General features: G+C 66.7%; 25 protein-coding genes. 7 read left to right on the top strand and 18 right to left on the bottom strand.

Annotated features, from left to right (window positions below):
• Nucleotides 1-448 precede the first annotated feature (448 nt).
• Nucleotides 449-1,129, top strand: coding sequence for a transcriptional repressor LexA (gene lexA / locus B4U45_RS25020; protein ID WP_075549965.1), 681 nt, complete (start codon nucleotides 449-451; stop codon nucleotides 1,127-1,129).
• A 42-nt stretch (nucleotides 1,130-1,171) separates the two neighbouring features.
• Here lexA and B4U45_RS25015 read toward each other — a convergent pair whose 3' ends face one another.
• Nucleotides 1,172-3,424 (bottom strand): LGFP repeat-containing protein, encoded by a 2,253-nt coding sequence (locus tag B4U45_RS25015; RefSeq protein WP_183154985.1) that lies wholly within the window; start codon nucleotides 3,422-3,424, stop codon nucleotides 1,172-1,174.
• A 291-nt stretch (nucleotides 3,425-3,715) separates the two neighbouring features.
• On the opposite strand from B4U45_RS25015, the gene B4U45_RS25010 reads away from it, so the two are divergent.
• Nucleotides 3,716-4,894 carry a TerC/Alx family metal homeostasis membrane protein gene (locus B4U45_RS25010; protein WP_075549964.1) on the top strand — a complete coding sequence of 393 codons (1,179 nt, stop codon included), beginning with the start codon at nucleotides 3,716-3,718 and terminating at the stop codon, nucleotides 4,892-4,894.
• Between the two features lie 13 nt (nucleotides 4,895-4,907).
• Here the strand turns inward: B4U45_RS25010 and B4U45_RS25005 are convergent, their stop codons facing one another.
• The 7 genes from B4U45_RS25005 to B4U45_RS24975 all read right to left on the bottom strand — a co-directional run bounded on the left by B4U45_RS25005 (nucleotide 4,908) and on the right by B4U45_RS24975 (nucleotide 12,553).
• The gene (locus tag B4U45_RS25005; protein ID WP_075549963.1) at nucleotides 4,908-6,068 is read right to left on the bottom strand and encodes an acyl-CoA dehydrogenase family protein; all 1,161 of its coding nucleotides are present in this window, start codon (nucleotides 6,066-6,068) and stop codon (nucleotides 4,908-4,910) included.
• Between the two features lie 82 nt (nucleotides 6,069-6,150).
• Nucleotides 6,151-7,593 carry a GTPase HflX gene (gene hflX / locus B4U45_RS25000; RefSeq protein WP_075549962.1) on the bottom strand — a complete coding sequence of 481 codons (1,443 nt, stop codon included), beginning with the start codon at nucleotides 7,591-7,593 and terminating at the stop codon, nucleotides 6,151-6,153.
• 46 nt (nucleotides 7,594-7,639) lie between these two features.
• Nucleotides 7,640-8,512, bottom strand: a complete 873-nt coding sequence (gene dapF, locus B4U45_RS24995; protein WP_075549961.1) for a diaminopimelate epimerase — start codon at nucleotides 8,510-8,512, stop codon at nucleotides 7,640-7,642.
• A 4-nt stretch (nucleotides 8,513-8,516) separates the two neighbouring features.
• The gene (miaA, locus tag B4U45_RS24990) at nucleotides 8,517-9,446 is read right to left on the bottom strand and encodes a tRNA (adenosine(37)-N6)-dimethylallyltransferase MiaA (protein ID WP_075549960.1); all 930 of its coding nucleotides are present in this window, start codon (nucleotides 9,444-9,446) and stop codon (nucleotides 8,517-8,519) included.
• Entirely contained in the window at nucleotides 9,443-10,144 is a 702-nt protein-coding gene (locus B4U45_RS24985) for a class III extradiol ring-cleavage dioxygenase family protein (RefSeq protein ID WP_075549959.1), read from the bottom strand. Before B4U45_RS24985 ends, miaA begins: the two co-directional genes overlap by 4 nt.
• A 71-nt stretch (nucleotides 10,145-10,215) precedes the next feature.
• On the bottom strand, nucleotides 10,216-11,205 hold the full coding sequence (locus B4U45_RS24980; protein ID WP_219859534.1) for a DMT family transporter: 990 nt from the start codon (nucleotides 11,203-11,205) through the stop codon (nucleotides 10,216-10,218).
• Between the two features lie 445 nt (nucleotides 11,206-11,650).
• Nucleotides 11,651-12,553: a DMT family transporter gene (locus tag B4U45_RS24975; RefSeq protein WP_219859533.1), complete on the bottom strand. Its 903-nt coding sequence runs from the start codon at nucleotides 12,551-12,553 to the stop codon at nucleotides 11,651-11,653.
• Nucleotides 12,554-13,140: 587 nt separating this feature from the next.
• Here B4U45_RS24975 and B4U45_RS24970 point away from each other — a divergent pair.
• Complete coding sequence (locus B4U45_RS24970) at nucleotides 13,141-14,919, top strand: serine/threonine-protein kinase (RefSeq protein ID WP_219859532.1); 1,779 nt, start codon at nucleotides 13,141-13,143, stop codon at nucleotides 14,917-14,919.
• 197 nt (nucleotides 14,920-15,116) lie between these two features.
• Entirely contained in the window at nucleotides 15,117-16,475 is a 1,359-nt protein-coding gene (locus B4U45_RS24965; protein ID WP_075549954.1) for a DUF349 domain-containing protein, read from the top strand.
• Here B4U45_RS24965 and B4U45_RS24960 read toward each other — a convergent pair.
• From B4U45_RS24960 to recA, 4 genes are all read right to left on the bottom strand, one after another.
• Nucleotides 16,472-17,086 (bottom strand): Rv2732c family membrane protein, encoded by a 615-nt coding sequence (locus B4U45_RS24960; protein WP_075549953.1) that lies wholly within the window; start codon nucleotides 17,084-17,086, stop codon nucleotides 16,472-16,474. The two genes, B4U45_RS24965 and B4U45_RS24960, sit on opposite strands and share 4 nt — an antisense overlap.
• Nucleotides 17,070-18,656, bottom strand: a complete 1,587-nt coding sequence (gene miaB / locus B4U45_RS24955) for a tRNA (N6-isopentenyl adenosine(37)-C2)-methylthiotransferase MiaB (RefSeq protein WP_371687097.1) — start codon at nucleotides 18,654-18,656, stop codon at nucleotides 17,070-17,072. Before miaB ends, B4U45_RS24960 begins: the two co-directional genes overlap by 17 nt.
• A gap of 100 nt (nucleotides 18,657-18,756) precedes the next feature.
• Nucleotides 18,757-19,287, bottom strand: a complete 531-nt coding sequence (gene recX / locus B4U45_RS24950) for a recombination regulator RecX (protein WP_075549951.1) — start codon at nucleotides 19,285-19,287, stop codon at nucleotides 18,757-18,759.
• The gene (recA, locus tag B4U45_RS24945; RefSeq protein ID WP_075549950.1) at nucleotides 19,253-20,305 is read right to left on the bottom strand and encodes a recombinase RecA; all 1,053 of its coding nucleotides are present in this window, start codon (nucleotides 20,303-20,305) and stop codon (nucleotides 19,253-19,255) included. Before recA ends, recX begins: the two co-directional genes overlap by 35 nt.
• A 175-nt stretch (nucleotides 20,306-20,480) precedes the next feature.
• On the opposite strand from recA, the gene B4U45_RS24940 reads away from it, so the two are divergent.
• Entirely contained in the window at nucleotides 20,481-21,131 is a 651-nt protein-coding gene (locus tag B4U45_RS24940; protein ID WP_075549949.1) for a (2Fe-2S)-binding protein, read from the top strand.
• A gap of 92 nt (nucleotides 21,132-21,223) precedes the next feature.
• Here B4U45_RS24940 and B4U45_RS24935 read toward each other — a convergent pair whose 3' ends face one another.
• Nucleotides 21,224-21,418 carry a DUF3046 domain-containing protein gene (locus tag B4U45_RS24935; RefSeq protein WP_075549948.1) on the bottom strand — a complete coding sequence of 65 codons (195 nt, stop codon included), beginning with the start codon at nucleotides 21,416-21,418 and terminating at the stop codon, nucleotides 21,224-21,226.
• A gap of 30 nt (nucleotides 21,419-21,448) precedes the next feature.
• A complete protein-coding gene (locus B4U45_RS24930; protein ID WP_075549947.1) occupies nucleotides 21,449-22,603 on the bottom strand; it encodes a glycosyltransferase in 1,155 nt (384 codons plus the stop codon).
• 72 nt (nucleotides 22,604-22,675) lie between these two features.
• Between B4U45_RS24930 and B4U45_RS24925 the strand changes: the two genes are divergently transcribed.
• Nucleotides 22,676-23,116: a limonene-1,2-epoxide hydrolase family protein gene (locus tag B4U45_RS24925; protein WP_371687072.1), complete on the top strand. Its 441-nt coding sequence runs from the start codon at nucleotides 22,676-22,678 to the stop codon at nucleotides 23,114-23,116.
• A 13-nt stretch (nucleotides 23,117-23,129) separates the two neighbouring features.
• On the opposite strand, the gene pspM is transcribed toward B4U45_RS24925, so the two are convergent.
• The 4 genes from pspM to pgsA all read right to left on the bottom strand — a co-directional run bounded on the left by pspM (nucleotide 23,130) and on the right by pgsA (nucleotide 25,970).
• The gene (pspM, locus tag B4U45_RS24920; RefSeq protein WP_075549946.1) at nucleotides 23,130-23,942 is read right to left on the bottom strand and encodes a phage shock envelope stress response protein PspM; all 813 of its coding nucleotides are present in this window, start codon (nucleotides 23,940-23,942) and stop codon (nucleotides 23,130-23,132) included.
• A 9-nt stretch (nucleotides 23,943-23,951) separates the two neighbouring features.
• Nucleotides 23,952-24,773: a phage shock protein PspA gene (gene pspA / locus B4U45_RS24915; RefSeq protein ID WP_075549945.1), complete on the bottom strand. Its 822-nt coding sequence runs from the start codon at nucleotides 24,771-24,773 to the stop codon at nucleotides 23,952-23,954.
• A gap of 147 nt (nucleotides 24,774-24,920) precedes the next feature.
• Nucleotides 24,921-25,250 carry a transcriptional regulator ClgR gene (gene clgR, locus B4U45_RS24910; protein WP_075550023.1) on the bottom strand — a complete coding sequence of 110 codons (330 nt, stop codon included), beginning with the start codon at nucleotides 25,248-25,250 and terminating at the stop codon, nucleotides 24,921-24,923.
• A 150-nt stretch (nucleotides 25,251-25,400) separates the two neighbouring features.
• Nucleotides 25,401-25,970: a CDP-diacylglycerol--glycerol-3-phosphate 3-phosphatidyltransferase gene (pgsA, locus tag B4U45_RS24905; protein ID WP_075549944.1), complete on the bottom strand. Its 570-nt coding sequence runs from the start codon at nucleotides 25,968-25,970 to the stop codon at nucleotides 25,401-25,403.
• Nucleotides 25,971-26,042: 72 nt separating this feature from the next.
• Between pgsA and B4U45_RS24900 the strand changes: the two genes are divergently transcribed.
• Entirely contained in the window at nucleotides 26,043-26,567 is a 525-nt protein-coding gene (locus B4U45_RS24900; protein WP_075549943.1) for an amino-acid N-acetyltransferase, read from the top strand.
• The last annotated feature ends 28 nt before the right edge of the window (nucleotides 26,568-26,595 follow it).

The raw sequence follows: 26,595 nt of genomic DNA, 5'->3' as shown, positions 1-26,595 counted from the left end.
CGCCGCCGCGGCGCCGTCCCGCCCCGGGCCCCAAGGGGCTCGCGAAGAGGCCTGTAGACCGGCCTGTTTCCCGGCAGTGGCACGCCACGGGTACGCGCCGGGAATGCCTGCATGAGTGTCATGTTCGTTCCTCCGCCCGAAAATTCGTCGCTCATGTGTTCGACACCTTAGTCGATTGTGTGTTCGATTGCCGAACATCTGATCGAAGCGTGTCGTGCAAACGAAACGCTAGCCCGTGCCACCGACAAGGCCGGTCGGTCGCCATCACTGCCATGGGGCACGGATACCCGATCGCGCGAATAGTGACGCGTTTGTAATTCAGCACCTCAGCGGGTCAGCCCAGCTCCGGCTGGGCTGGGATTGAACCGGCATCACCGTCAAGCCCGCTCCGACACACCGGTCGAACACATGTTTGATTCTCGGGCGCCGTCGGGTTACATTCAGTGCCATGAGCGACAGCAACGCCCCCGCAGTCGGTTCCGTGGACCCCACACTCACCGAGCGGCAGCGCACCATCTTGAACGTCATCCGCACCTCGGTCACCAACCGCGGATATCCCCCCAGCATCCGCGAGATCGGCGACGCCGTTGGTCTCACGTCGACTTCGTCGGTAGCCCACCAACTGCGCGTTCTGGAGCGCAAGGGCTATCTGCGGCGTGACCCGAACCGGCCGCGTGCGGTCGACGTCCGCGGCGCCGAAGACGTCGTGACACCAGCGGCGGTCACCGAGGTAGCCGGCTCGGACGCGCTGCCCGAGCCCACCTTTGTCCCGGTTCTCGGCCGCATCGCCGCCGGCGGCCCGATACTTGCTGAGGAAGCGGTCGAAGACGTGTTCCCGCTGCCGCGCGAGCTCGTCGGCGAGGGGACGCTGTTCCTGCTCAAGGTCGTCGGCGACTCGATGGTCGAAGCCGCGATCTGCGACGGCGACTGGGTGGTCGTGCGACAGCAGAACGTCGCCGACAACGGCGACATCGTCGCGGCCATGATCGACGGCGAGGCAACCGTCAAGACCTTCAGACGAGCAGGCGGTCAGGTGTGGCTGATGCCCCACAATCCGGCCTTCGACCCGATACCAGGCAACGACGCAACGGTGCTGGGCAAGGTCGTCACGGTGATCCGCAAGATATAGGACCCGGCCGCCACCCGGCAGACATCGCCGGGAGCCGGACTTCTAGTCCGCCTTGATGAAACCGTTGGCTTGGGCGGCTTCCTCGCTGGCGAACCAGATCTCGGCGAGCGTGTCGTAATAGAGCGCACTGCTGGGGGTGTAATACAAGCCGAACCGAGCACTGGCTTTGATCGGATACCCCGCTGGCGCCTGGTATGGGTCGTGGTCCAGCGGCATGTGGATGGTCGGTCGCACAGCCGGGCCCGGCCCGGAGGCAACCGTCGGCGTCAGAGCCGATTCCGGCGCTTGCGGCTCGTCCTGGGGCTCTGCGGCAGCGTGGCGCCCCGTCCTCCCCTGAGGACCCGAAACGTCCGGGAAGACTTCCGGAAACGCCTCCGGAGCGACCTCCGCGTAGCCTGGCTCGGCATCGGCGAAGGCGGCGCGCGGGGCGAAAGCATCCGGGAAGGCGGCATCGGCAACCGCGGTCTCCGGCACACCTACCTCGGGAGCCGCTGCCTCTGGAACCGCCGCTTCCGGCGCATATGTTTCTGGTACCACAGGTTGCCCGGTCACGGTTTCTGGAACATCGGGCTCGGGAACCGCCGCCTCCGCGAGATCGGCGCGGGTCACGATGGGCGTCGGCGTGGTATCCACCGCGTCGGGATTTTCTTCGTCAAACTCGAAGCCCATATCCGACGCGCGCAGTGCATCGCCGCCGTATTCGCCACTGCTAGAGGCATATTCGTCGACACCAGCGCCGGTCGCGGCGCCCCGTGGCCAGCTGACCCGCGACGCCGCCCCGGCATCCGGACCGCGATGTTCCTGCAGGTGCTGGTCGTCGGCCGGGAAGTCTTCGGAGCCGAAATCGATGTCGTCATGCGGCCAGCGCCCACCGGCGGCGTCATAGCCGGCCTCCACATCGCGATCCTGCTCGTGCTCGTAGCCCTCGTAGGCGGCGGGTTGGCCGGTGCGCCGCCGGCGCACGCCCAGCACAACCAACACGAACATCACGATCAGCAGCACGACGGGGACCACGGCCACCAGCCACCACCAGTGCCAGGTGAACTTCTTGCCGTGCGATGGAGCCGCCGACGTACTGGGCTGATTCTGCCCGGACACCTGCAGCCCGGATAGCAGCGGCGCCAGGTTCGCCGGGTCGGTGGTGAAGGTGTTGCTCGAGCGGTTCCAGGACACCTTGCCGCCGGTGAACTTCTGCGACACCACGTCGCCGTCGACGGTCTGGTCGGCGACCGGCGCACCGAGTTTGCCGGTGGCACCTTTGAGCTTGTCCCAAGCGGCCTTCATCGCTCCGCGCACCACAAAGGCGCCGTGATCAGGGGTCCAGAAGATCACCGGCTTGTCGGCGGCGGAGAACGCCGCGATCCGGCTGGTCGGCGTGATGCCGCCGTCGGATTCGTTGGCGATGGGGAAGCCAAGGTCGCTGCTGACCGGACCGCCGAGCGACTCGTATTTGGCCAGGATCGCGCCCTCCACGGCGTTCGCACCGGTGGCCGGACTGAAAAAGATCTTGCCGCCGACGAAGTCCTGGGCGATACCGTCACCGCCGATCGGGTAGGGCGCGCCCTTCTTGGCACCCAAGGCGCCGGCGGCGCCGCCGGCGGCGCGCCAGGCCATGTTGATGGCGGCGGTGGGGTCAAGCGCCACCTGCAAGCCCTTCAGCTGATCAGCCAATACCGCCGGGTTGGTGGTGAAATCTTTGGTTTTCTTGTTCCAGGAGACTTCGCCGCCGGTGAACTTCTGGGACACGACGTCGCCGTCGTAGGTTTCATCGGCTATCGGGGCACCCAGGACGCCCCCAGAGCTGCCGAGCTTGTCCCACGCAGCGTTCATCGCGCCGCGCACCACGAATGCGCCGTGGTCGGGCGTCCAGAAAATCACCGGGTTGTCGCTGGCGGAAAAGGTGCTCACCCGACTGTCGGGGCCGGCGAGGCCGGGAACCTCGTTGATGGTCGGAAATCCCAAATCGCTGTCGGCCGGCCCGCCCAGCGCCTCGTATTTTGCCAGGACCGGGCCGTACAGGTATTTGGCACCCGTATCCGTGGTGTAAAACATCTTGCCGCCGTCGAAGTCCAGGCCGAACCCATCCCCGACGGGATAGACGTCACCTTTCCGGGCGCCGAGCGTCGATGTCTCGCCCCCTGCCTTCTCCCACGCGGCCATCATGGCGGCTTCCGCATCACCTATCGGAGACGCTGCCGCAGTAGGCGCCAGCAGCCCGACAGCCAGCAACGTAGCCGCCAAGCTGAGCACCGCACGCCCGACCAGCCTGCTCAATTGACCTCTCTGCCCGTTCACCAAGCCTCCCAGCCGATGCCCTGCCCGCGCCGCGAGCTGGCGGATTTCCCACCTGTGGGCCGTCCCCCAGCTACGTTCCGCATCGTCGCCGGGCCCGCATAACTTTGCTCTAGCGAACGACAAATGCGAAGTCAAATCGTAAATATTCCGAAAACGGATACCCAGCTGATTCCGAAATGATGCCGGATCGCGTGCGTGTCGCGAGGAACCGCGACTCGGCCCGCACCGGTCGTACGCTACCGTGCCCCAGAGCCCAGCCCGACTCACCCCACGAGAGGATACCCGGCTGACATGGGTGTTTCCGCAGTTGTCTGGGTCCTCACGATCGTCATGATCACGGCCCTCATGCTGATGGATTACGTCTTCCACGTACGACACACGCACGGCCCGACGCTACGGGAGTCCGCGCTGTGGTCGGCGATGTTCATCGGTATCGCCGTGCTGTTCGGTATCGCGGTGGCCGTGTTCGGCAGCGCTGCCATGGGAATCGAGTACTTCGCGAGCTACCTGAGTAACGAGGCTCTGTCCGTCGACAACCTGTTCGTGTTTCTGGTGATCATCAGCAGCTTCGGGGTTCCGCGGGTCGCCCAGCAGAAGGTGCTGTTGTTCGGTATTGCGTTCGCGCTCGTCGCACGCACCGGATTCATCCTGCTGGGGGCCGCACTCATCGACACCTTCAACTGGACGTTCTACGCGTTTGGCCTGGGTCTGTTGGTCATGGCGGGCAACCTCGCCAAGCCGGAACCGCCCGAATCCCGCAATGACAACCTGATCCTGCGGTTGGCCAACCGATTCCTGCGGACATCCCCGGACTACAACGGCGACCGATTGTTCGTCGTCGAAAACGGCAAGCGAGTGATGACGCCGCTGCTGCTGGTCATGATCGCCATCGGCGGCAGTGACGTGCTGTTCGCGTTCGATTCCGTGCCGGCGCTGTTCGGACTGACCCAGAACGTCTACCTGGTGTTCGCCGCAACCGCCTTTTCGCTGTTGGGGCTGCGCCAGTTGTATTTCTTGATCGACAATCTGCTGGACCGGCTGATCTACCTGTCCTATGGGCTGGCCGCGATCCTGGGCTTCATCGGCGTGAAGTTGGTGCTGGAAGCGCTGCACGACAACAACATTCCCTTCATCAACGCCGGCAAACCGGTGCCGATCGTAGAGATCACGACGGCGACGTCGTTGACGGTGATCGTCGCCGTCCTGTTCATCACCACCATGGCGTCGTTGTTCTCCGCCCGCGGCCGCAGGCAAAACGCCGTCGCCCGGGCACGCCGACACGCACTGGAATATCTTGACCTGCATTACGAGGCAGATCCGGCCGAACGCGAGAAGATCTTCGCGGCACTGCTGGCCGCCGAGGATGAGATCGACTCGCTCTCAACAAGGTATCGCGCACCGACCAAGCAAGAAGAAGAGCTGACGGCGTTGTTGCGCAGCGCCCACGACGCACACGAAGCGCACGGATGAGCCGCCGGGGCGGCTAGACACCCAGACCGCGGCCGATGATCTCCTTCATGATTTCGGTCGTGCCGCCGTAAATGGTCTGCACCCGCGCATCCAGAAAGGCGCGGGCGACCGGGTATTCGCGCATGTAGCCGTAACCGCCGTGCAGCTGCAGACAGCGGTCGTTCAAGTACACCTGCTTCTCGGTGGAATACCACTTGGCCATGGCGGCCTGCTCGACAGTCAGCTTGCCTTCGAGGTGCAGGGCGATGAACTCGTCGACCATGATCCGCACCACGGTGGCCTCGGTGGCCAGCTCGGCCAGCACGAACCGGTTGTTCTGGAAGCTGCCGATCGGCTTGCCGAAAGCCTTGCGTTCCCTGACGTATTGCAGCGTCTGCTCCAGCACGGCCTCCATCCCGGCGGCCGCCATGATGGCGATTGAGATGCGTTCCTGCGGCAGGTTCTGCATCAGATAGATGAATCCCATGCCTTCTTCCCCGAGAAGGTTTTCGGCCGGAACCTTCACATCGGTGAACGAGAGTTCGGCGGTGTCTTGCGCGTCCAGCCCGATCTTGTCCAGGTGGCGGCCGCGTTCGAACCCCTGCATCCCACGCTCGACCACGAGCAGCGAAAAGCCCTGCGCGCCCTTCTCGGGATCGGTCTGGGCGACCACGATCACCAGGTCGGAGTTGATCCCATTGGTGATGAATGTCTTCGAGCCGTTCAGCACGTAGTGATCACCGTGCTTGACCGCGCGAGTCTTGATGCCCTGCAGGTCACTTCCGGTTCCCGGCTCGGTCATCGCGATCGCCGTGATCAACTCGCCGCTGCAGAACTTCGGCAACCAGCGCTGCTTCTGCTCTTCGGTGGTCAGTGCCAGCAGGTACGGCGCCACGACGTCGTTGTGCAGCCCGAAGCCGATGCCGCTGTAGCGTCCGGCGCTGGTCTCCTCGGTGATGATCGTGTTGTACCGGAAGTCGGGGTTACCGCCGCCGCCGTACTCCTCGGGCACCGCCATGCCGAGGAAACCTTGCTTGCCGGCCTCCTGCCACACCCCGCGGTCAACGATCTTGGCCTTTTCCCATTCATCGTGGTACGGCGCCACGTGGCGGTCCAGAAAGGCCCGGTAGGACTCGCGAAACAAGTCGTGCTCGGGTTCGAACAGCGTGCGCTGATACTTGATGGCACTGCCCATGAAAACCTCCGGCGAAGCGAACTCTGCTGCCCAACATATACCAACCAGCCGGTTGGTCGGCAGCCGCCGACGGTCTGGTGCTTCAGCGGACGGCGAACTCCTGCAGGCGCCCGGCCAACGTCACCGGAACCCGCGCCTTGATCCGGGTGCCGTGAGCGCTGTGCTCCTGGTGCTGGACGCGCCCGTCGGAGTGCAGGCGGGCCACCAGATCGCCGCGATCGTAGGGGATCACGACGTCCACGGCGGCGTCGGTGGGAGCTACCAGCTCGGCCATCCGGCGTCGCAGCGCCTCGACACCGTCTCCGGTGCGGGCCGAGATGAATACCGCGCCGGGCAGCGCGTGACGCAGTTTGGCCAACGCCAGGTCGCTGGCAGCGTCAACCTTGTTGACCACCAGCAGTTCCTGCGGCGCGTCCCCGCCGTCAGCCCCGTGGTCGGCGATCACTTCGGAGATCACCTGACGCACCGCGTTGATCTGGGCCAGGGGGTTCGCGTCAGCGCCGTCGACGACATGCACCAGCAGATCCGCGTCAACGACCTCTTCCAAGGTGGAGCGGAACGCTTCCACCAGCTGGGTGGGTAGATGCCGGACGAAGCCGACGGTGTCGGTGAGCAGGAAACGGCCCGGCCGGCCCAAACCGTCATCGAACTCCGCGCGCCGGGTGGTCGGTTCCAACGTCGCGAACAGCGCGTCCTGCACCAGCACCCCGGCCCCGGTCAGCGCGTTGAGCAGGCTGGACTTCCCGGCATTGGTGTAGCCCACGATGGCGATCGAGGGCAGGTCGCTGTGCACCCGACGGCTGCGCCGGGTGTCGCGGGCCTGCTTCATGTCCTTGATCTCGCGTCGCAGCTTGGCCATCCGCTCGCGGATCCGGCGCCGATCGGTCTCGATCTTGGTTTCACCCGGACCGCGCAGCCCCACTCCGCCGCCACTGCCGCCGGCGCGGCCACCGGCCTGCCGCGACATCGACTCGCCCCAGCCCCGCAGCCGCGGCAGCATGTACTCCATCTGGGCCAGCGACACCTGAGCCTTGCCCTCCCGGCTCGTGGCGTGCTGGGCGAAGATGTCGAGGATCAGCGCGGTGCGGTCGATGACCTTGACCTTGACCGCCTTCTCCAGCGCAGTCAGCTGGGCTGGAGAGAGCTCTCCGTCGCAGATGACGGTATCGGCTCCGGTCGCCACGACGATCTCGCGGAGTTCGGCCGCCTTACCGGAGCCGATGTAGGTCGACGGGTCCGGCCGGTCGCGGCGTTGGATGATCCCTTCCAGTACCTGGGAGCCGGCGGTTTCGGCAAGCGCCGCCAATTCCGCCATGCTGGCCTCAGTGTCGGCGGCGCTGCCCTCGGTCCAGACGCCTACCAACACCACGCGCTCCAGGCGCAGCCGGCGGTACTCGACCTCGGAGATGTCGGCCAACTCGGTCGACAACCCCGCGACCCGGCGCAGCGCCGACCTGTCCTCGAGGGCAAGTTCGCCGGTGCTGGGCTCCAACGGATCTTGAGGGGGAAATTCGGGATGTGTCATAGGCAATTAGCAATAGTGCACGCTGAATCGGTGTCGTGCACCTCAATTAACGCTGCTGGGCGTGCCACCATTCCCCGCTGACTTCGCCGTTGGCCACCAGCACCGACGGCCCACGCAGGAAGCTGGTGGCATCGGTGACGGTCACCGTGACCGCGCCGCCGGGAACCCGCACGATGAGCGTGCCGGTCTCGGTCCCGTCGTCTGCCAGCGCGGCGACGGCGGCTGCGACCGTCCCGGTACCGCAGGAACGGGTTTCACCCACCCCTCGCTCATGGACCCGCATGCTGACCACGCCGTCGACCGGAGCCGTCAGCACCTCGACGTTGACCCCGTCGGGGAACTGCTCCGGGTCGAAGCTCACCGGCGCCGCAACATCCAAAGCCGCCAGGTCCGCAACGGTTAACCGGGGATCGAGGCAGGCCAGGTGCGGATTGCCCACGTCGACGGCCAGGCCGGGAAACCGCCGAGCCCCGACGACAGCGGTCCCCGTGCCGATCCGGTTGGCCTTGCCCATATCGACGGTGACGTCGGCGTTGCTCGCATCGACGCTGTGTACGGTGACCGGCCGGGGGCCGGCCAGCGATCCGACGACGAACTCGTCTCGGTGCTCCAGACCGCTGGCGCGCAGGTAGTGGGCGAACACCCGCACGCCGTTGCCGCACATCTGCGCTACCGACCCGTCGGCGTTGCGGTAGTCCATGTACCAATCGGCCGCACCGACGCCGTCAGGTAGCCGGTCGAGCACACCGGCGGCCACCGCGGCTTCGGCGATGGTGACCCGCAGCACCCCGTCGGCGCCCAGTCCCCGGCGGCGGTCACACAAGGCGGCAATCTGGCCCGCGCCGAGCGACAGCTGCGCCTTGACGTCGGGTAACAGCACAAAGTCGTTCTCGGTGCCGTGGCCCTTGGCGAACATCACCAGATCAGCCTACGTCCCGCCAGGCGCGGATCGCGTGGTCGACCACGCTGTCGGCCGAGTTCACATCCAGCCAGTGCACCCGGTGGTCGCGGCGGAACCAGGACCGCTGCCGTCGCACGTAGCGACGGGTGCCCACGTAGGTCTGCTCGCGCGCATCGCGCAGCTGGGCAGCGGTCCCGCCGGCGTCCAGCGCCGCGATCACCTGGGCATAACCCAGCGCTCGTGCGGCCGTGACGCCGCCCCGCAGGCCCTCACCGAGCAGCGCGCGAACTTCGGCAACCAGTCCCTGCTCGAACATCGCGTCGGTTCGGCGCTGTAATCTTTCATCGAGAATTGTTGTGGCACAGTCTAATCCGACGATAACGGTGCCCCACCGGGACTCTCGGATGCGCGGTGCGGACGCGGCGAACGGGCGCCCGGTGAGTTCGATCACCTCGAGCGCCCGCACGGTTCGGCGCCTATCGGTCGGCAGGATCACCGCGGCCGCGGCCGGGTCACGACGAGCCAACTCGGCGTGCAACTCGCCCACCCCGACTTCGGCAAGGCGCTGTTCCCATCGCGCGCGCACCGAGGGATCGGTGGCCGGAAACGTCCAGTCGTCGAGCAACGACTGAACATAGAGCATCGAGCCGCCCACCACGATCGGCAGCGCTCCCCTGCCCAGGATGTCCGCGATGTCGGCTGCGGCGGCCTGTTGATAGCGCGCGACGGTGGCCTTTTGGGTGACGTCGAGGACGTCGAGTTGATGATGCGGGATGCCGCGGCGGTCTTCGACGGACAGCTTCGCTGTCCCGATGTCCATGCCGCGGTAGAGCTGCATAGCGTCGGCGTTGACGATTTCCGCGCCCAGCTCGCCGGTGAGCCGGTCGGCGATATCGAGCGCGAGTTGCGATTTGCCGGTCCCCGTCGGCCCGATGATCGCCAGTGGCCTCATGGCAGCCAAACGCCGACGAAGTACCCCACCCCGTAGGGCGCCCCGCGGTAGAGCTCCTTGGCCGATTGCGGCCCGGATCCGGTCAAGCCCGCCAATACCTGAAATGCCGCCCGCCCGAGGACCGTTGCGGGCAACGTGCGCAGCGCCGCCACGTCGCCGGCTCCCAGCGCGTCGTCGAGGGCCAGCTGGACGTCGGCGCCGCCGGGGTCGTAACCGCCCGGGGCCTGGGACGTCAGGGCGTTGACGCCGTCGGCCACCACCAGCACGCCGATCGGATCGGGCACTCGGTCGATCTGGGCCCGCAGGTCTCTGCCACGCGCCAGCGCCGTATCGACATCGTGGTCGCCGGCATAAACGCGGACCTCGGCAGTGGCCTCCGGCCGTGCCCGGCCCCGTATCCAGGCCGTCATCAGCGCGCACAGCGGCAACTCGGCCGGCAGTCGCAGTCCCGGCTCGTCGTCACACAGCGGCGAGAGCCGGACGCGGACGTCAGTGCCGAAACCCGCGAAGGAGCCGACGGCATCGCGGTCCACGACCCCGTCGGCGGCGCCTACCCCGACGGCAACCCACCGCGGCGGCAACATGGCCGCCGCCGCGGTCACCGCCGCACCGATGTCGGCCACCTCATCAGCCGCCGCCCCGGCGAGCTCGGCAACGAGCACCGGCGCGGACGGAACGATCGCAATGGCGCCCAGCACGCCACCAAACTAACCCGTCCGGCGGTGGACCCAGGCGGGCACGCGGGCCCGCGGCAACCCCATCGCGGGGATTACACAGAGGAAGATCCCCAAACCGGACCATCGACCACCACGACGGGATCGGCGATCTGATCGACGCCGGCATCGCGCTTGGCCGACGACGTCGGCGGCGCTGTCAGTATCCTGTCGCGCCCGGCCTGAGCAACCATGGTCGCGGCCTCGCCACGGGCCAGCGCCACGGTCGCCGCGATCACCGCCGCCACCGCGAGCACCAGCACAATCGCCTCCGGACCGCTGGCTTCCAAGGTCTCGCCCAGCACGGTAACGCCCAGAACCGCCGCCACCACGGGCTTGGCGACGGTGATCGTTGGTAGCGAGGCGGTCAGCGCACCAGCGCGAAAAGCGGACTGCTGGAAAATCATGCCGGCCAATGCCGCCAGGAGCCAGGGGTAGAACTCCGGTGCTCGCAGCACCGCGCCCAGTCCGTCTTCGGCGACCTCGACCACTCCCTTGGTCAGTACGGCGAACAATGCCAGCGATGCACCCGACACCACCGCCAGCAACACCGCCGCTTGGGGGCGCCCGAGGCATAGCCGGGCCGCAAGCACGCACAACACCAAAATCGGGCCCAGGACCACACCAACGATGACCCAGGTGTGCAGCGGGGCGCGCTGGTGGCCGGCCGCCGGGTCTCCGACGATGATGACCACCGCCAACGCGGCCGCCAAGGCCACCGCCCACATCCACTCCCAGCGGGTGATCCGGTGATGCGCGAACCGCGCGTAGATAGGCAGGGCGAACAGCAGCGCGGTGACCTGCAACGCGGTCACCAGCATCACCGACGCCCAGGCCAGTGCCAATGCCTGCAGGCTGTAGTTGAGAGCCGCGGCCGCGCCGCCCAGCCACCACCGGCCGTCGCGCAGGGACAGGCCGAACAACCTCAGGTGACCGACCTGCTGGTCGGTAATCTCCTGGGCGGATCGTTGGCGAATAACGTCGCCCACCGCCGATGCCAGCGCCGCGCACAATGCGATCAGCGCGGCAACCTCAACCTTGGACATGGCCGACCCTCCACCTCTTCGCTCGGCTACCAGCGTTCCCCCGGTCAGCTGGACGTACACCCGTTGTTCGCTAGCAGTTCACTGAAAATCCTATGGCGCCGCTCACACTTTCTTGTGCTCGTCTTGGTGCTGGTTGCTTATAGTTCGCCTCCGAATACTTCCGCAACGACCTATGCACGACCTGTCATCAGCTATGCGGCAGCTGTGAAACCCCCATGATCGACGGCGCCCGATATCTCTGCCTCGCGCGTTAGCGCCAGGCGAAGCGCCCATCCCCCCCCACTGACCCCCGCTGGTCTGGCCCAGGCGGCCATGCCGCCGATCCGCCGATGTTCTGCGCCACGTTACCGGCCATGGGCAGGTCGTCACGCGTACCCGCCCAACGACAACCGAACTGTTACCGCCCTCGTGGCCGATGGCGTCAAAATCGGGGCGGCAAAAGCCTTTACGAGACCGCAAGCTGGCCTGGCACGTTCAGATCGCCGACAGGTGCGGCCATCATGGCCGCCTCGTCGCGGGCCAGTGCCACCGTCGCGACGACCACCACCGCCACCGCAACCGCCAGCGTGAACAGCTGCCCTTCACCCGAGTGGACCACCTCGTCGAGCACGGTGATTCCCAGCAGTGACGCGATCACCGGTCTGGCCACCGTAATCGTCGGCAGTGATGCCGTCAGCGAACCCGCCCTCAGCGACGATTGTTGCAGCATCAGCCCCGTCGGCAGGACCAACATCCAGCCATAGAACTCAGGAGTCCGAACCATCGCCTCGAACCCGTGCGGCAGTTCGGCGACCACTCCCTTGGTCAGCACGGTGAACCCCGCCAAAGCCGCCGATGACGCCAGCGCCAGCAACACCGCCGCCGCCGGACCCGGCCAGACACGCGCGCCGACCACACACAGCAGTACCACCGGAACGATCACGATCGCGACCACTGCCCAGTCCGACAGCGGAGCACGGGCGTGGCCGGCCGTCGGATCCCCCGCCAGGACGATCACGGCAACCGCCCCGGCCAGCAACACCGCCCACATCCACTCCCTGGCGGTGCACCGGTGGTGGGCCAGGCGAGCGTCGATCGGCAAGGCAAACAGCAACGCCGTAGCCTGCAGGGACTGCACCAACACCACCGACCCCATGGTCAGTGCCACCGCCTGCAGACCGAAACTCCCCAGAGCTGCCAGGCTGCCCAGCCACCACAGGGTGTGGCGCAGCGAGAGATGGAACAACGTGAAGTGGCCGACTTCCTCGTCGGTGACCTGCTGAGCGGACCGCTGAAGGGTCACATATCCGACGCCGGCCAGCAACGCAGCGCCCAGGGCGAGCAATGTCGCGAACTCGACGTTGGCCAAGGTGACCTCCCTGCGAACGGCCGGAAGCGCTCAGACGAACGTCTGCTACACAGTTGTTCAATAATGACTCTTGTGCGGCGGTTAAGCATCACAACGGGACTTTCCGTTGGAAATGGCTCATTTGCCGCCGGCGTCGCACTTTGCGGACCACAAGGCACCGATGTTCGCGACGATGCGAATCACGGTGCCGGCATTTCGCGCCTGGCTCCGCGGCCGGAAATCCGGCTCGGGCAGCAAAGCGACCCGCGGGCAGCGCCCACGGTGAGCAACGCCGCTGACAGCTACGATCCGGGCCCCACGCCGATCACCGTCGAACACCACAAATCGGGCGTCTGTCGTGCTGCACGCACACACCGCACGGTCGGGTTCCGGCACCGCGGTGCCGATCACCCGTGCCCACCCGCTACCGACAGGCGGGCACCCCAGCTAACGGAACGATTGCAGCTGTGGGACGGATGCTTCATTTTTGGTGCGCCCGCTATAGCAAGCAATTACCGTCATGATTGCTAGGCCGGGTGTGCGGTCAGCAGGTCGGCCGGTGAGTATGGCTTGCTGGTGCGATTACCCGTTGGTTTGAGGAGTCGGCGATGAGTGCCTCCACGCGAGGTTCGCGAGTGGGTACCCGGTTCGGGCCCTACTACCTCAAGCGGCTGTTAGGTACCGGCGGGATGGGCGAGGTCTATGAGGCCGTCGACACCGTCAGGCAGCGAGTCGTGGCGCTGAAACTGATGTCGGAGTCGCTGAGCCACGATCCGGTGTTCCGCATGCGGATGCAACGCGAAGCCCGCAACGCTGGCAGGCTGCAGGAACCGCACGTGGTGCCCATCCACGATTACGGAGAAATCGACGGGCAACTGTACTTGGACATGCGCTTGATCGAAGGCACCCACCTGGCACTGCTGTTGGAACGATTCGGCCCGGTCACGCCCCCGTGGGCGGTGGCCCTGGTGCATCAGGTGGCCTCGGCGTTGGACGCCGCGCATGCGGCCGGGGTGATGCACCGCGACGTCAAGCCGGAGAACATCCTGGTCACCCGCGATGACTTCGTGTACCTGGTGGATTTCGGGATCGCCAGCGCGGCAACGGACGAGAAGCTGACCCAACTCGGCAGTGCGGTGGGGACCTGGCGGTATATGGCCCCGGAAAGATTTTCCGATGCCGAGGTGACGCACCGCGCCGACATCTATTCCTTGACGTGCGTGCTGCACGAATGCTTGACCGGGACGCCGCCTTATCGGGCCGACAGCGCCGGCATGCTGATCACCGCCCCCCTGATGGCACCGATTCCACGCCCCAGTCAGTTACGCCCCGGGATCCCCGCCGCTTTCGACGCGGTGATCGCACGCGGGATGGCCAAACGGCCGGAGGACCGCTACGCAAGCGCGGGCGACCTGGCGCTGGCGGCTCATCAAGCACTCAGTGGGCCCCACCAGGCCCAGGAGTTTCGCATCCTCAAGCGCAGCGAGGAGGCGGGTGGGCTGTACAGCGACGTCCTGGCTGAAGACATCACCGGCGTCAGCTACGGGAGTCTTTCGACCTCCACCCCATCGGCGCCCACCCCGGTGGCGGCGACGCCGCAGCCGGACCTCAATGTGTCCGGGCCGCTGGCACTTCCGTCACTTCCGACGTCGGAGGTGAACGTTTCATCGTCCAACCCGCAGGCCAGCTCCTGGCCCGGCGTGACCAGCACCCCACCACCGCCGTCGCAATCGCCGCCGCCACCACCGCAGAAAGCCGATGCCACCCCACCTTCCGGCCGGCGCGCGCCGTCATTTTCCGGGCGGCTGCGCAACCCGTGGATACTGCTGGCGGCCGCGGCTCTGGCGGTATTGCTGGTGTTTGCGGCACAGGGGATCTGGCTCACGGTCCGGCCGAACACGGCGTCGGGCCCCCGGACGGTCACGGCCTCACCGTCACCGACATCTCCCACTTCGACGGCGTCCGCAGACGCGTTGGCCCGGCTGCTCAGCCTGCTGCCGTTGGGGTACGCACCAGGCACCTGCAGGCCTTTCCTGCCGCCCAAAGACGCACTGGCCAGGGTCATCTGCGACAAGAACGTCGACGCCGGCGGACCATCCCGGGCGATTTACACGCTGTTCGGCGAAACCGCCACCTTGCGTCAATTCTTCGACGGACTGCTGCGAACCGACATCATGGTCAACTGTCCCGGGGAATCCAAGTCGCCGACGGGTTGGCATCGCCCCGAGAGCCCACAAGTGGGCGGCATGGTCTTCTGCGCGGTCCAGGAAAGCAGCCCGACGGTGGTATGGACCAACGAGGCCCAACTGATGATCTTCCTCGCCCAGGGGGATCCCGAGGGGCCCAACCTCGACCAGCTCTACGCCTGGTGGAAAAAGCACTGGTGACCGGACCGCCCGTACCGCGGCACCGAATAAGGTGGCGGCGCACGGCCCGGCAAGCTGCTTCAATACTGTTGGAGCCGGTCGGAAACCCTGATGACGCATAGGGCCCATCAGACCTGCCGGCCGTACGGTGCCGCTTCGCGCGGCCGATGCGCGGGTATCCAACGCGCGAAAGGGTGCAAAGGGTAGGTGACGAGCACATGACGGCTGACGAGCCCCGCAACAGCGATCCGCACCCGCCGGTGCCGGGGCCGGTTTCCAGGCCGGTTCCAGGCCCCGTGCCACGTCCGGGACCGCGCCCGGGTCCGGTGTCGCGGCCCGTCCGGCACCCGGTGGCACTACCCCCGCACAGCGATCCGCACCGCTTCGGGCGTGTCGATGGCGACGGCACGGTGTGGCTGATCACCTCGGCCGGCGAGCGTGTTGTCGGCACCTGGCAAGCGGGCGATCCCGAAGCCGCATTTGCGCATTTCGGCAGGCGGTTCGACGACCTGAGCACCGAGGTCACGCTGATGGAAGAGCGGCTGGCCTCGGGCACCGGGGATGCCCGCAAAATCCGGGCCAACGCCGTGGCGGTGGCCGAGACCTTGCCCACCGCAAGCGTGTTGGGCGATGTCGAGGCGCTCGCGGAAAGGCTGAACTCCCTTCGGGAGCGCGCCGAGGCGGTCATCGCGGCGGACCGCTACAAACGCGATGAGCACCGTGCCACACAGACCGCGCGCAAGGAGGCACTGGCCGCCGAAGCCGAGGAGTTGGCTGCTAACTCCACCCAGTGGAAGGCCGCCGGTGATCGGATGCGGGCGATCCTCGACGAATGGAAGACGATCACCGGTCTGGATCGCAAAGTCGACGACGCACTGTGGAAGCGGTATTCGGCTGCCCGCGAGACCTTCAACCGCCGGCGCGGATCCCACTTCGCCGAACTCGACCGTGAGCGATCCGGTATCCGTCAGACGAAGGAACGGCTCTGCGAGCGCGCCGAGGAGTTGTCCGGCTCGACTGACTGGACCACCACCAGTGCGGAATTCCGCAAGCTGCTCACCGAATGGAAAGCCGCCGGACGGGCCAGCAAGGACATCGACGACGCATTGTGGCGCCGTTTCAAGGGCGCCCAGGATGCGTTCTTCAGCGCCCGCAACGCCGCGACCGCAGAAAAAGATGCCGAGCTGCAAGCCAATGCTGCGGCCAAAGAAGCGCTGCTGGTCCAAGCCGAAAAGCTCGACACCAACAACCTTGACACGGCCCGGGCCGCGCTGCGCACCATTACCGACAAGTGGGACGCGATCGGCCGTGTACCGCGGGAGCGATCAGCCGAGTTGGAGCGCCGTTTGCGCGCGGTGGAGAAAAAAGTGCGCGACGCCGGCGAATCGGATTGGGCCGACCCGCAGGCCCAGGCACGCGCCGAACAATTCCGCGCCCGTGCCGAGCAGTTCGAACAGCAGGCCGCGAAAGCTGCCGCCGCCGGCAGGACCAAGGAAGCCGAAGAGGCCAAGGCGAACGCCGAGCAGTGGCGGCAGTGGGCCGAGGCTGCCGCCGACGCGCTGAGCCGCAGGTCCTAGCGGTCCCTGCCGTTGGCAGCGGTGCCGTCACCGGGCTGGTCGGGCTCGTCCAGGCTGTCCAACAGCGTTTTGGATTGTTGCTGTGCCGCCGAGCGGCGACGCTGTTCCTCGGCGGCGAGTTGCACGATGGTGCGCTGCCATACTACCCGCGCCCAGTGAAACGTCAGAAGCATCACGGTGATCCACGACACGATCAGCCCGATACCCGGCCCGGGGTGACCCGCGGCGACAGTCTGGCGCGACCACACCGCCAACAGGCCGGTGGCGCTGGCCAGTGCCGACCCCACGAGCGCGATCCAGGCCAGCGCCCAGCGCCTGGTCATCAAGGCGAGCATCGAGAAACCCACCCCGAAAACCAGCGCCAACCAGGCAAAGACCCGTGACGGTAACGCCACCGCAGCGGCGGCGGCGCCGTGGCTGCTGAACAGCACGTCCCATCCCCGCACGCTGCCGGTGTGCGGCAAGATGAACGATCCCACCAATACGAACACCAGGATCGCCACCACGAAACCCCTTGCGCCAGGCTCGATCTCACCTGCTACCCGGCGCTCGGCCGCCTCGATTTCGGACCGGTAGGCATCGAAGTCGGCCACGTCAACTGCTCCGTTCATCGCAAGACCCGTTACCCGGATCGTCCGTCGGGCCGCACCCGGAGCCGCATCCCCCGGAATCGGCGGCCACGGGCCGTCCCACACCGGGGATGCCAAGCCCGACGCCGGGTGATCGCCCTCCGGCGGCGTAGGCGTCGCCGGCGCGGGTGCGGCGGTGATCAATGATGCCCGCGTCGGCGATGAGATGGTGCGGGGCGGCGCCGGTGATCCGTGTGGTGATGATGTCGCCGGGACGCACGTGCTGAACGCCCACTCGGAAATGGACCAGTCGTCCGTCGCGTGCCCGCCCGCTCATCCGGGAAGTGCGGCTGTCCTTGCGGCCTTCACCGGTGGCGACCAACACCTCGACGCTCTGCCCGACGAACTCCCTGTTGCCCTCAAGCGAAATCTGCTCCTGCAACTCGATGAGCCGCTCATAGCGTTGCTGCACAACGGCTTTCGGCAATTGTTCGTCGAAGTCGGCGGCCGGAGTGCCGGGGCGTTTGGAGTACTGGAAGGTAAACGCCGCCGCGAATCGGGCCTGCCGCACCACATCGAGGGTGGCCGCAAAGTCCTCCTCCGTCTCACCGGGAAAGCCTACGATCAGGTCGGTGGTGATGGCGGCGTGCGGCATCGCCGCACGAACCCGTTCAATGATGCCGAGATAACGGTCGGATCGGTAGGACCGCCGCATGGCCCGCAGCACCCGGTCCGACCCGGATTGCAGCGGCATGTGCAGCGCGGGGCAGACATTGGGTGTCTGCGCCATCGCCTCGATCACGTCGTCGGTGAACTCGGCGGGATGCGGGGAGGTGAACCGGACGCGCTCCAGGCCCGGTATACGGCCGCAGGCGCGCAGCAGTTCGGCGAACGCGCCCCGGTTGCGCGGCAATGCCGGGTCGGCGAACGAGACGCCGTAGGCGTTGACATTTTGTCCCAGCAGAGTGACTTCGAGCACACCGGTGTCCACCAGCGACTGCACCTCGGCCAGGACGTCGGCGGGACTGCGGTCGATTTCCTTGCCCCGCAGCGACGGCACGATACAAAAGGTGCAGCTGTTGTTACAGCCTACCGAGATGGAAACCCAAGCAGCATAAGCGGATTCGCGAGCGCTCGGTAGCGACGACGGGAACTGCTGCAGCGCCTCGGCGATTTCGAGTTGGGCGACCTTGTTGTGCCGGGCCCGGTCGAGCAATGTCGGCAGCGAGCCGATGTTGTGGGTACCGAAGACGACGTCGACCCACGGCGCCCTGCGCAGCACCACGTCGCGATCTTTCTGGGCCAGGCAACCGCCGACCGCGATCTGCATGTTGGGATTGGTGCGCTTGCGCGGGGCCAGATGGCTGAGGTTGCCGTACAGCTTGTTGTCGGCGTTCTCGCGAACGGCGCAGGTGTTGAACACCACGACGTCGGCATCTCCAAAATCTGAGCCGTCGGCCGCACGCTGGTAGCCGGCAGCTTCGAGAAGGCCGGCCACACGCTCGGAGTCGTGGACGTTCATCTGACAGCCGTAGGTCCGGACCTGGTAGGTACGTGCGGCAGTGGGCGCAGCCTTGCCCGCCACATTCGCAGCATCGGCCCGCTGCGCCACCGTCGAAGTCACGGGGTCATGGTACGGCGACCGGCCGGTTGGCGCCGGGCCGGATGTGCGGCCGCACGCCTAGCAGGGCGCGTCGCGACTCGGCGCGGCCCTAGACGCGCCGGCGCTCCCGTTCGGCGGCCAGCTCGGCGGCCACCACCTCGCACGCCACCGTCTGGCTGTAGCCGCGGCGGGCCAGCATAGCCACCAGCCGGCGGCTGACTCGCGTTTCATGCCTGTTGTCCTCGCCCAGCGTTTCCCGCCGCAGCCTGGTCCGTACCAGTTGCTCGGCCCGTTCCCGCTCGGCAGCGCCATCGATCCCGGCCAGCACCGTGGTGATTACGTCGTTGTCGACCCCCTTGGTGTGCAGCTCAGCAGCCAACGCACGCTTGCTTTTTCCCGCGTTGGCCCGCCGGGACTGCACCCATTGTTCGGCGAAGTCAGTGTCGTCCACCAGACCAACGGCGGCCAGCCGATCCAAGACCCGGTTGCTGATGTCGTCGGGGTATCCGCGCTTGGCCAGCTGGCCGGATAACTCAGCGCGAGTTCTCGATCGCGCGGTGAGCAGGCGCAGGCACAACGCCCGCGCCTGCTCTTCGCGGGATGGCTCAGAAGTCGACGGGGGCGGGCAAGACGTCGGCATTTGCGGGGTCATCGGTCACCACTGCGCCAATGCCAAGCTTTTCCTTGATCTTCTTCTCGATCTCGTTGGCCACGTCGGCGTTCTCCATCAGGAAGTTGCGGGCATTCTCCTTACCCTGGCCGAGCTGCTCGCCCTCGTAGGTGAACCAAGCCCCGGACTTGCGGATAAAGCCCTGGTCCACGCCCATATCAATCAGCGAGCCCTCTCTGCTGATGCCCTTGCCGTAGAGAATGTCGAACTCGGCCTGCTTAAACGGCGGCGACACCTTGTTCTTGACGACCTTGACCCGGGTGCGGTTGCCGACCGCGTTGGTGCCGTCCTTGAGCGTCTCGATCCGTCGCACGTCCATGCGCACCGACGCGTAGAACTTCAGCGCCTTTCCGCCGGTGGTCGTTTCGGGCGATCCGAACATGACGCCGATCTTGTCGCGGAGCTGGTTGATGAAGATCGCCGTGGTTCCCGAATTGTTCAGCGCGCCAGTCATTTTCCGCAGCGCCTGGCTCATCAGCCGGGCCTGCAGTCCGACATGGCTATCCCCCATCTCACCTTCGAGTTCCGCGCGCGGCACCAGCGCCGCCACCGAGTCGATGACCACGATGTCGAGCGCGCCGGAGCGGATCAGCATGTCGGCGATCTCGAGCGCCTGTTCACCGGTGTCCGGCTGGCTGACCAGCAGGGAATCGGTGTCGACGCCGAGCTTCTTGGCGTACTCGGGATCCAGCGCGTGCTCGGCGTCGATGAACGCCGCGACGCCGCCGGCGGCCTGCGCATTGGCCACCGCGTGCAATGCGACGGTGGTCTTGCCCGAGGACTCCGGGCCGTATATCTCCACCACCCGGCCACGCGGCAGGCCGCCGATACCCAGGGCGACGTCCAGGGCGATGGATCCGGTCGGAATGACCGAAATCGGCTGACGCACCTCGTCACCGAGGCGCATCACCGAGCCTTTGCCATAACTCTTCTCGATCTGGGCCATCGCCAGTTCGAGAGCCTTCTCACGGTCGGGGGCTTGCGCCATGGTGCCTCTCCTATAGTCGGTGTTCGGTTGACCGGTATCGGTCGGTTGGCCGTGACACTAGAGAAGGCCACCGACAAGTCGACATCTTCGCCAATGCCCACCACAGTAGCCGAACATCTGTTCGACTCAAGTTGACACGCCGAACGCGCCAACATCGCTTGCTACCGAAGGACACATGAACATCGCCGCGGAACTGACCGAAATATCCACCTACGGTGGGTTTTTCGCGCCGGTCGTGGGCGGTGACGCCACCGGATGGCATCCGGTAGCCCACTTCTACGCCGCCGGGTTCGCGGACCTGATCGACACCACCCTCACCCGTTACCGCACCACGGAGTTGCGGATCGGCGCCTCGCTGGTTCACCTCGGCCACGCCGCCCGGCTGTGGTCACCCGTTCTCGCCTGTGCGCTGGCCCACGGCGTCCTTCCGGACCTCCGCGACCTGCAACGCGCTGACGACGGAGCGCAGCTACGACTGCCCGAACCTGCCGGAGCAGCTGTCCCGTCTTTCCCGGGGCTCCCGGCCAGGTTGTACCGCCTTGTCGTACAGGACCATCTGGAACCGTTCGCGGCCGGCCTGCGGGTCAAGGTTGCGCCCGTCCTGCTGGCCGGCAATATCGCATCAGCCCTCGTCGGAGCCTCGCGGGCGTTGCTCTCGGCACGGCCTGACTTGCGTCAGCCGATCGTCGAGACCACCAACCGCCTACTGGACACCGGCGTTCTGGCCGGAACCGGTGTGCTCACCGGGCTGGACTTCAGGCGTCGCAGCTGCTGCCTCTTCTACCGCGTGCCGGGTGGCGGCACCTGCGGCGATTGCCCGCTGTAGCGAGGCGAGTCTGCGGCCAGCGCATCGAATCTGCGGTGAGCGCGCGCTTTCGCCGCTCGGACGCGCTGCACGCAGACTCGAAACCCACAAACTCACCACTGGTCGCGGGGGACGTCGAAGTCGGCGCACAGCGCCCGCCACACATCGCGGGGTTCGACACCGTCCTCGATCGCCTGGGCCGCGGTACGACCCCCGAAGCCGGTCAGCACATGGTCCACCAACACGGATGTCCCATAGGCGGCACCGAATCGCAGGGTGACCCGCTCGTGGAACTCCGTCAACCGCACGCCAGTCAAGATACCCAGCGGATCACCACGCTATAGCGCCTCATGGCACACCCGGACCGGATCGGCGACCGCGGCGGCACCGGCGGCGGCCTGCTGCGCGGCCCGGCGGTACCCGGGCGACGACAACACCTCGTTCACCGCGGCCACCAGCGCCTCGGCGGTCAACGGCCGGACCAACCGGCCGCTGCCCTGACGCACCACCCGGTTGGCGATCTCCCACTGGTCCCCGCCGCCGGGTACCACCACCAGCGGAACCCCGGCCAGCAGCGTCTTGGCCACCATCCCATGACCGCCGCCGCAGATCACCAGGTCGGCATGCGTCAACAGCTCGGCCTGGTTTCCCAGCCCGACCACCGCCCAGGCCGGCACCGGCAGATCCCCGCCACCCAGCCGGGAGACCACCACCCGCGAACCCTCCGGCAGCGTGTCACCCGGCGTCAGGCACCCCAGCGCGACCTCGACCAGTCCGGCGGTCCCGGTCACCGCGGTGGACGGCGCGACGACCACCACCGGCCCCGACCCCGGAGGAACCGGTAGCACCCGATCGGTCGGCTCGAAATGCAACGGACCCACCACCACGGCCTCGGCCGGCCAGTCCGGACGAGGCACCTCCAGCGCGGGCAGCGTGGCGATCAGGCGCCGCAGCGGCCCGGGATCGCGTGCCGGCAAACCGATCTGGACCCGGACGGCGGCTCGCTGTCGCAGACCCGCACGCCAGGACCGCCCCGTCAGCGCCCGCATGGTGGCATCGCGCAGCCGGCCGCGGATGCCGGTGCCCCGTGCCAGCCCGCTGCCGATCGGCGGCAGACCTTTCGAGGGCAGATACAGCGGATGCGGGTTGAGTTCGATCCAGGGAATGCCCACCAGCTCGGCGGCCAGGCCCCCGCAGGCGGTGATCACATCGGAGACCACCAGATCGGGCGCCAGCTCGCGCAACGCCGGCGCATTGAGCACCGCCATCTCCGCGGCTCTTCGATGAATCCTCGCCCCGGCGTCCAGATCCTCGTCGGTGGCCGTCAATCCGTCCAGCTCGACGGCGTCGACCCCGACCGCGTGTGCGGCGTCCAGCCATTCCACCCCGGTGAACAACGTGGGTGCGTCCCCCGCCGCTTGAAAGCGTTGGCACAGCGCGATCGCAGGAAACGAGTGCCCGGGATCCGGCCCGGCGACCACGGCGACGCGCATCGGCCCTACCCTGCCACAGCGCCCGGCCACACGCTCGCCCATGCTCGTTCGTGCTCGCCTAGGCTGGCAACCATGACCGAGCTGACCCAGATCACCCCCGAAACCGCAGACAACATCCGCACGGTCGAGGGTTTCCTGAACGCCCTGCAGAACGCGGACTTCGACGCCGTAGCAGCGGCATTCGACGACAACCTCGTCTATGAGAACGTCGGATTCTCCAGGATCCGCGGCGGCCGCCGGACGGTGAAGCTGCTCCGCAAGATGGAAGGGCGCGTCGGTTTCGAGGTCAAGATCCACCGCATTGCCGCCGACGGCGCGGCGGTACTCACCGAACGGACCGATGCGCTGATCCTCGGACGGCTGCGGCTGCAATTCTGGGTCTGCGGCGTGTTCGAAGTACACGACGGCAAGATCACGCTCTGGCGCGACTACGTGGATGTCTACGACATGACGAAGGCGCTGCTGCGCGGTCTGGCCGCACTGGTGATCCCACAGCTCAGGACGACGTTGTAGGCAGCGGCAAGCGCTACCGGCGGGGCAGCCCGCCGAGTTCGTCGAACGCCTGCGCCCAACCGACCAGACGATCGGTGGCACCGGCCAGCTCCTCGCGGTAGCGCTGTTGCGATCCCGGCTCACCCACCGCGCCGCCATTGGCCGACGAGACCAATTGCGCTGCGGCGGTAACCATTTCGTTGTACTGACGGACGCCGGAACTGAGCTGCGCGGTGAACGCGTTGATGGTGGGCACCAGATGCGACCGCGACGATTCCGAACACTGCGCCGCCCGCTCCATCGACACCACTTCGGCCGCTGTCGCCGCCATCGCCGCCGAGGTCTGGTTGGCAGCGGCCGTCAAGTCAGCGACCTCGTCGGCCGGCAGCATCGCGCCCCGCTCGATCACACCCAACAACGAGAAGAACCCCCGTTCGGAGGCGCCCAACGCCGACATCGCGGGCCGGGCCGCCGAACCGGGCGGGGGTAACCGGCGGGTGTTGGCCGGCCGCGGCGTCGGCAGCGGCTCCGCCCGCAACCAGCGATAGCGGAAGAACAGCAGCGTCGCGGGAATGACCTGTACCACCGCGATCGCTCCGGTGACCTGCAGCAGCAGCGCGAACCAGCCCCAGGCCGCCAGCACCGCCGTCACCGCAGCCCAGAACACGCATCCGGCGCTGAATATCAACGCCCAGCGCAGCGCACGGCGGCGGCGGCGAAGCAACCGAGCCCGCGGGTCGGTAACGGCGCTGATCTTCCGCGCGGCGAAGTCGAAGATCTCGGCGATCATGTCGAGCCAGCGCTGCAGCAACGCACGCCGCCCACGCCGAGCCGACTTGACCGCCATCTCAGGTCCTTACTGGCCGAACGGTTTCTCGGTGATCTGCCCGCCGCCCTCGGCGGCGGGTGTGGCCGGGGTGGCGGCCGGACCGGCGGAACCCCCGGCCGGCAACGCTTCTCCGCGCATCGACGCCCGGATCTGCTCCAGCCGGGAATGACCGGCCATCTGGATGCCGGCCTGCTGCACCTCGAGCATGCGGCCCTGCACCGACGATTGCGCAAGCTCGGCCTGACCAAGCGCGGTGGCGTAGCGACGTTCGATCTTGTCGCGTACCTCGTCGAGGCTGGGCACATTGCCGGGGGCGGCGAGCTCGCTCATCGACCGCAGCGATGCGCTGACCTGCTCCTGCATCTTCGCCTGCTCGAGCTGACTGAGCAGCTTGGTGCGTTCGGCGATCTTCTGCTGCAGCACCATGGAATTCTGCTCGACGGCCTTCTTGGCCTGAGCGGCCGCGTTGAGCGCCTGGTCATGCAGGGTCTTGAGGTCTTCGACGCTCTGCTCGGCGGTCACCAACTGCGCGGCGAACGCCTCCGCGGCATTGTTGTACTCGACCGCTTTGGCCGCGTCGCCGGCCGCGGTGGCCTGGTCGGCCAGCGTCAGCGCCTGACGGACATTGACCTGAAGCTTTTCGATGTCGGCCAGCTGCCGGTTGAGCCGCATCTCCAGCTGGCGCTGGTTGCCGATCACCTGCGCCGCCTGCTGAGTCAGCGCTTGATGGGTGCGCTGCGCTTCCTCGATGGCCTGCTGGATCTGCACTTTGGGGTCGGCGTACTCGTCAATCTTGGAGCTGAACAGCGCCATCAGGTACTTCCACGCCTTGACGAACGGATTGGCCATCGGTTAGCTCCGCCTTCGCTTTCTTGTGTGCCGGATGGGCTCTGCATCGCCCACCGCTTACCCTGCCGCTCAATTTATCGGGTCAGGCCCGATCTCCCCACCCGTGGTTGCCCAACTGGCCGGCACCAAGTTCCGCCCCGGTGATGCTCAGGCCACCGCCAGCGACGCGACCGCGGGGATGACCACCTTGGTGCTGACGTCGATGCTGGCGCCAGCCACCGACGGGACACGCTTCGCACGCTCCTCCCCGGCCAACCGCTCCCCAGCGACGATGAGGACCTCCGACAGCGGGACCTCCAACGCCTCGCAAATGGCGTTGAGTAGCTCACTGGAAGGCTCCTTGCGGCCGCGTTCGACTTCCGACAGGTATCCGAGGCTCACCCGCGCTGAATCGGACACTTCCCGCAGCGTCCGGCCCTGCGAAGTCCGAGCCCCGCGCAACACGTCGCCAATGACCTCGCGCACCAATGACGCCATCGTGGTCTCCTTCATCCGGTCACGCCCCGATATCTCAACCACATCCGATCGCAACCCGATCGCAATGGTCCTTTGGTCAACGCCGAGCGGGCTGATGCGGTTCCCAGAGGCGGAGGAGCACGGGCGCCGGAATATCCCGAAGTACCCCGATTACTTGGCGGGGCTACCCGCGCGAATCTCCCTGACTGTGGATGCCACGTAATCGACACCGGTCACCACGGTAAGCACGATGGCAGCGGCCATCACCACCACCGCCGCCGTGTGCAGCGCGCCCGACAGCGGCAACACGAACAAACCGATGGCCACCGCCTGGACAACGGTCTTGAGTTTGCCGCCCCAACTGGCGGGTATGACACCGCGGCGAATCACCGCCAGCCGCAACACCGTCACCCCGATCTCGCGGGCCAGGATCAACACCGTGACCCACCAGGGCAAGTCGCCCAACATCGACAGGCCGATCAACGCCGCCCCGATCAGGGTCTTGTCGGCAATGGGATCCACGAAGGCGCCGAATTCGGTCGCCATGCCGTAGTTGCGAGCCAGCAAGCCATCGAACCGGTCGGTAATGCTGGCGACGGCAAATATCGCCCATGCCGCGACTCGGGCAGGCGTTTGGTGGCCGCCGTCATAGAACAGTGCGTACAAGAAAATCGGTACTAACACCAGCCGCAGGCCGGTCAGAATATTGGCGAGGTTGGCAATACGGGCGGTTCCTGGCATCTGACCTGTTTGCGGCTGCCCGGGCACGGCAACAGAATAACGGTTGACCAGCCCACCCGATACTGTTCCCACGTGACTGAAAGTCCACGAGATTTCCGACCGGTAGTCCGGCGCGCCCGCACGTCCGATGTACCTGCGATCAAGAAACTCGTCGACACCTATGCGGGAAAGATCCTGCTGGAAAAGAATCTGGTAACGCTTTATGAAGCGGTGCAAGAGTTTTGGGTAGCCGAACATCCCGGCGTCCCGGGAAAAGTGGTCGGCTGCGGCGCGTTGCACGTGTTGTGGTCAGATCTGGGCGAAATCCGCACCGTGGCAGTCGACCCCACAGTGACCGGCCTCGGCGTCGGCCATGCGATCGTCGATCGGCTGCTCGAGGTCGCGCGGGAACTGCAACTGCAACGGGTGTTCGTGTTGACTTTCGAGACCGAATTCTTTGCTCGACACGGCTTCACCGAAATCGAAGGAACGCCGGTTACCGCGGAGGTGTTCGAGGAGATGTGCCGTTCCTATGACATCGGGGTCGCGGAATTCCTCGACCTGAGCTACGTCAAGCCCAACATCCTGGGCAACTCGCGAATGCTGCTGGTTCTATAGCCGGGCGAGCAGACGCAGAATCGCCCCG

The organism is Mycobacterium persicum (assembly GCF_002086915.1).
Taxonomy (GTDB): Bacteria; Actinomycetota; Actinomycetes; order Mycobacteriales; family Mycobacteriaceae; genus Mycobacterium; species Mycobacterium persicum.
Note: the sequence above shows the minus strand (reverse complement) of the source record. Positions and strands in the feature narration are given on the sequence as shown.

Bases quoted from the DNA above. Each gene is read 5' to 3' on its own strand.
- lexA (WP_075549965.1), top strand. From the start codon at position 449: ATGAGCGACAGCAACGCCCCCGCAGTCGGTTCCGTGGACCCCACACTC.
- B4U45_RS25010 (WP_075549964.1), top strand. From the start codon at position 3,716: ATGGGTGTTTCCGCAGTTGTCTGGGTCCTCACGATCGTCATGATCACG.
- B4U45_RS25005 (WP_075549963.1), bottom strand. From the start codon at position 6,068: ATGGGCAGTGCCATCAAGTATCAGCGCACGCTGTTCGAACCCGAGCAC.
- hflX (WP_075549962.1), bottom strand. From the start codon at position 7,593: ATGACACATCCCGAATTTCCCCCTCAAGATCCGTTGGAGCCCAGCACC.
- miaA (WP_075549960.1), bottom strand. From the start codon at position 9,446: ATGAGGCCACTGGCGATCATCGGGCCGACGGGGACCGGCAAATCGCAA.
- B4U45_RS24980 (WP_219859534.1), bottom strand. From the start codon at position 11,205: ATGTCCAAGGTTGAGGTTGCCGCGCTGATCGCATTGTGCGCGGCGCTG.
- B4U45_RS24970 (WP_219859532.1), top strand. From the start codon at position 13,141: ATGAGTGCCTCCACGCGAGGTTCGCGAGTGGGTACCCGGTTCGGGCCC.
- B4U45_RS24965 (WP_075549954.1), top strand. From the start codon at position 15,117: ATGACGGCTGACGAGCCCCGCAACAGCGATCCGCACCCGCCGGTGCCG.
- B4U45_RS24960 (WP_075549953.1), bottom strand. From the start codon at position 17,086: ATGAACGGAGCAGTTGACGTGGCCGACTTCGATGCCTACCGGTCCGAA.
- recX (WP_075549951.1), bottom strand. From the start codon at position 19,287: ATGCCGACGTCTTGCCCGCCCCCGTCGACTTCTGAGCCATCCCGCGAA.
- recA (WP_075549950.1), bottom strand. From the start codon at position 20,305: ATGGCGCAAGCCCCCGACCGTGAGAAGGCTCTCGAACTGGCGATGGCC.
- B4U45_RS24940 (WP_075549949.1), top strand. From the start codon at position 20,481: ATGAACATCGCCGCGGAACTGACCGAAATATCCACCTACGGTGGGTTT.
- B4U45_RS24930 (WP_075549947.1), bottom strand. From the start codon at position 22,603: ATGCGCGTCGCCGTGGTCGCCGGGCCGGATCCCGGGCACTCGTTTCCT.
- B4U45_RS24925 (WP_371687072.1), top strand. From the start codon at position 22,676: ATGACCGAGCTGACCCAGATCACCCCCGAAACCGCAGACAACATCCGC.
- pspM (WP_075549946.1), bottom strand. From the start codon at position 23,942: ATGGCGGTCAAGTCGGCTCGGCGTGGGCGGCGTGCGTTGCTGCAGCGC.
- pspA (WP_075549945.1), bottom strand. From the start codon at position 24,773: ATGGCCAATCCGTTCGTCAAGGCGTGGAAGTACCTGATGGCGCTGTTC.
- clgR (WP_075550023.1), bottom strand. From the start codon at position 25,250: ATGGCGTCATTGGTGCGCGAGGTCATTGGCGACGTGTTGCGCGGGGCT.
- pgsA (WP_075549944.1), bottom strand. From the start codon at position 25,970: ATGCCAGGAACCGCCCGTATTGCCAACCTCGCCAATATTCTGACCGGC.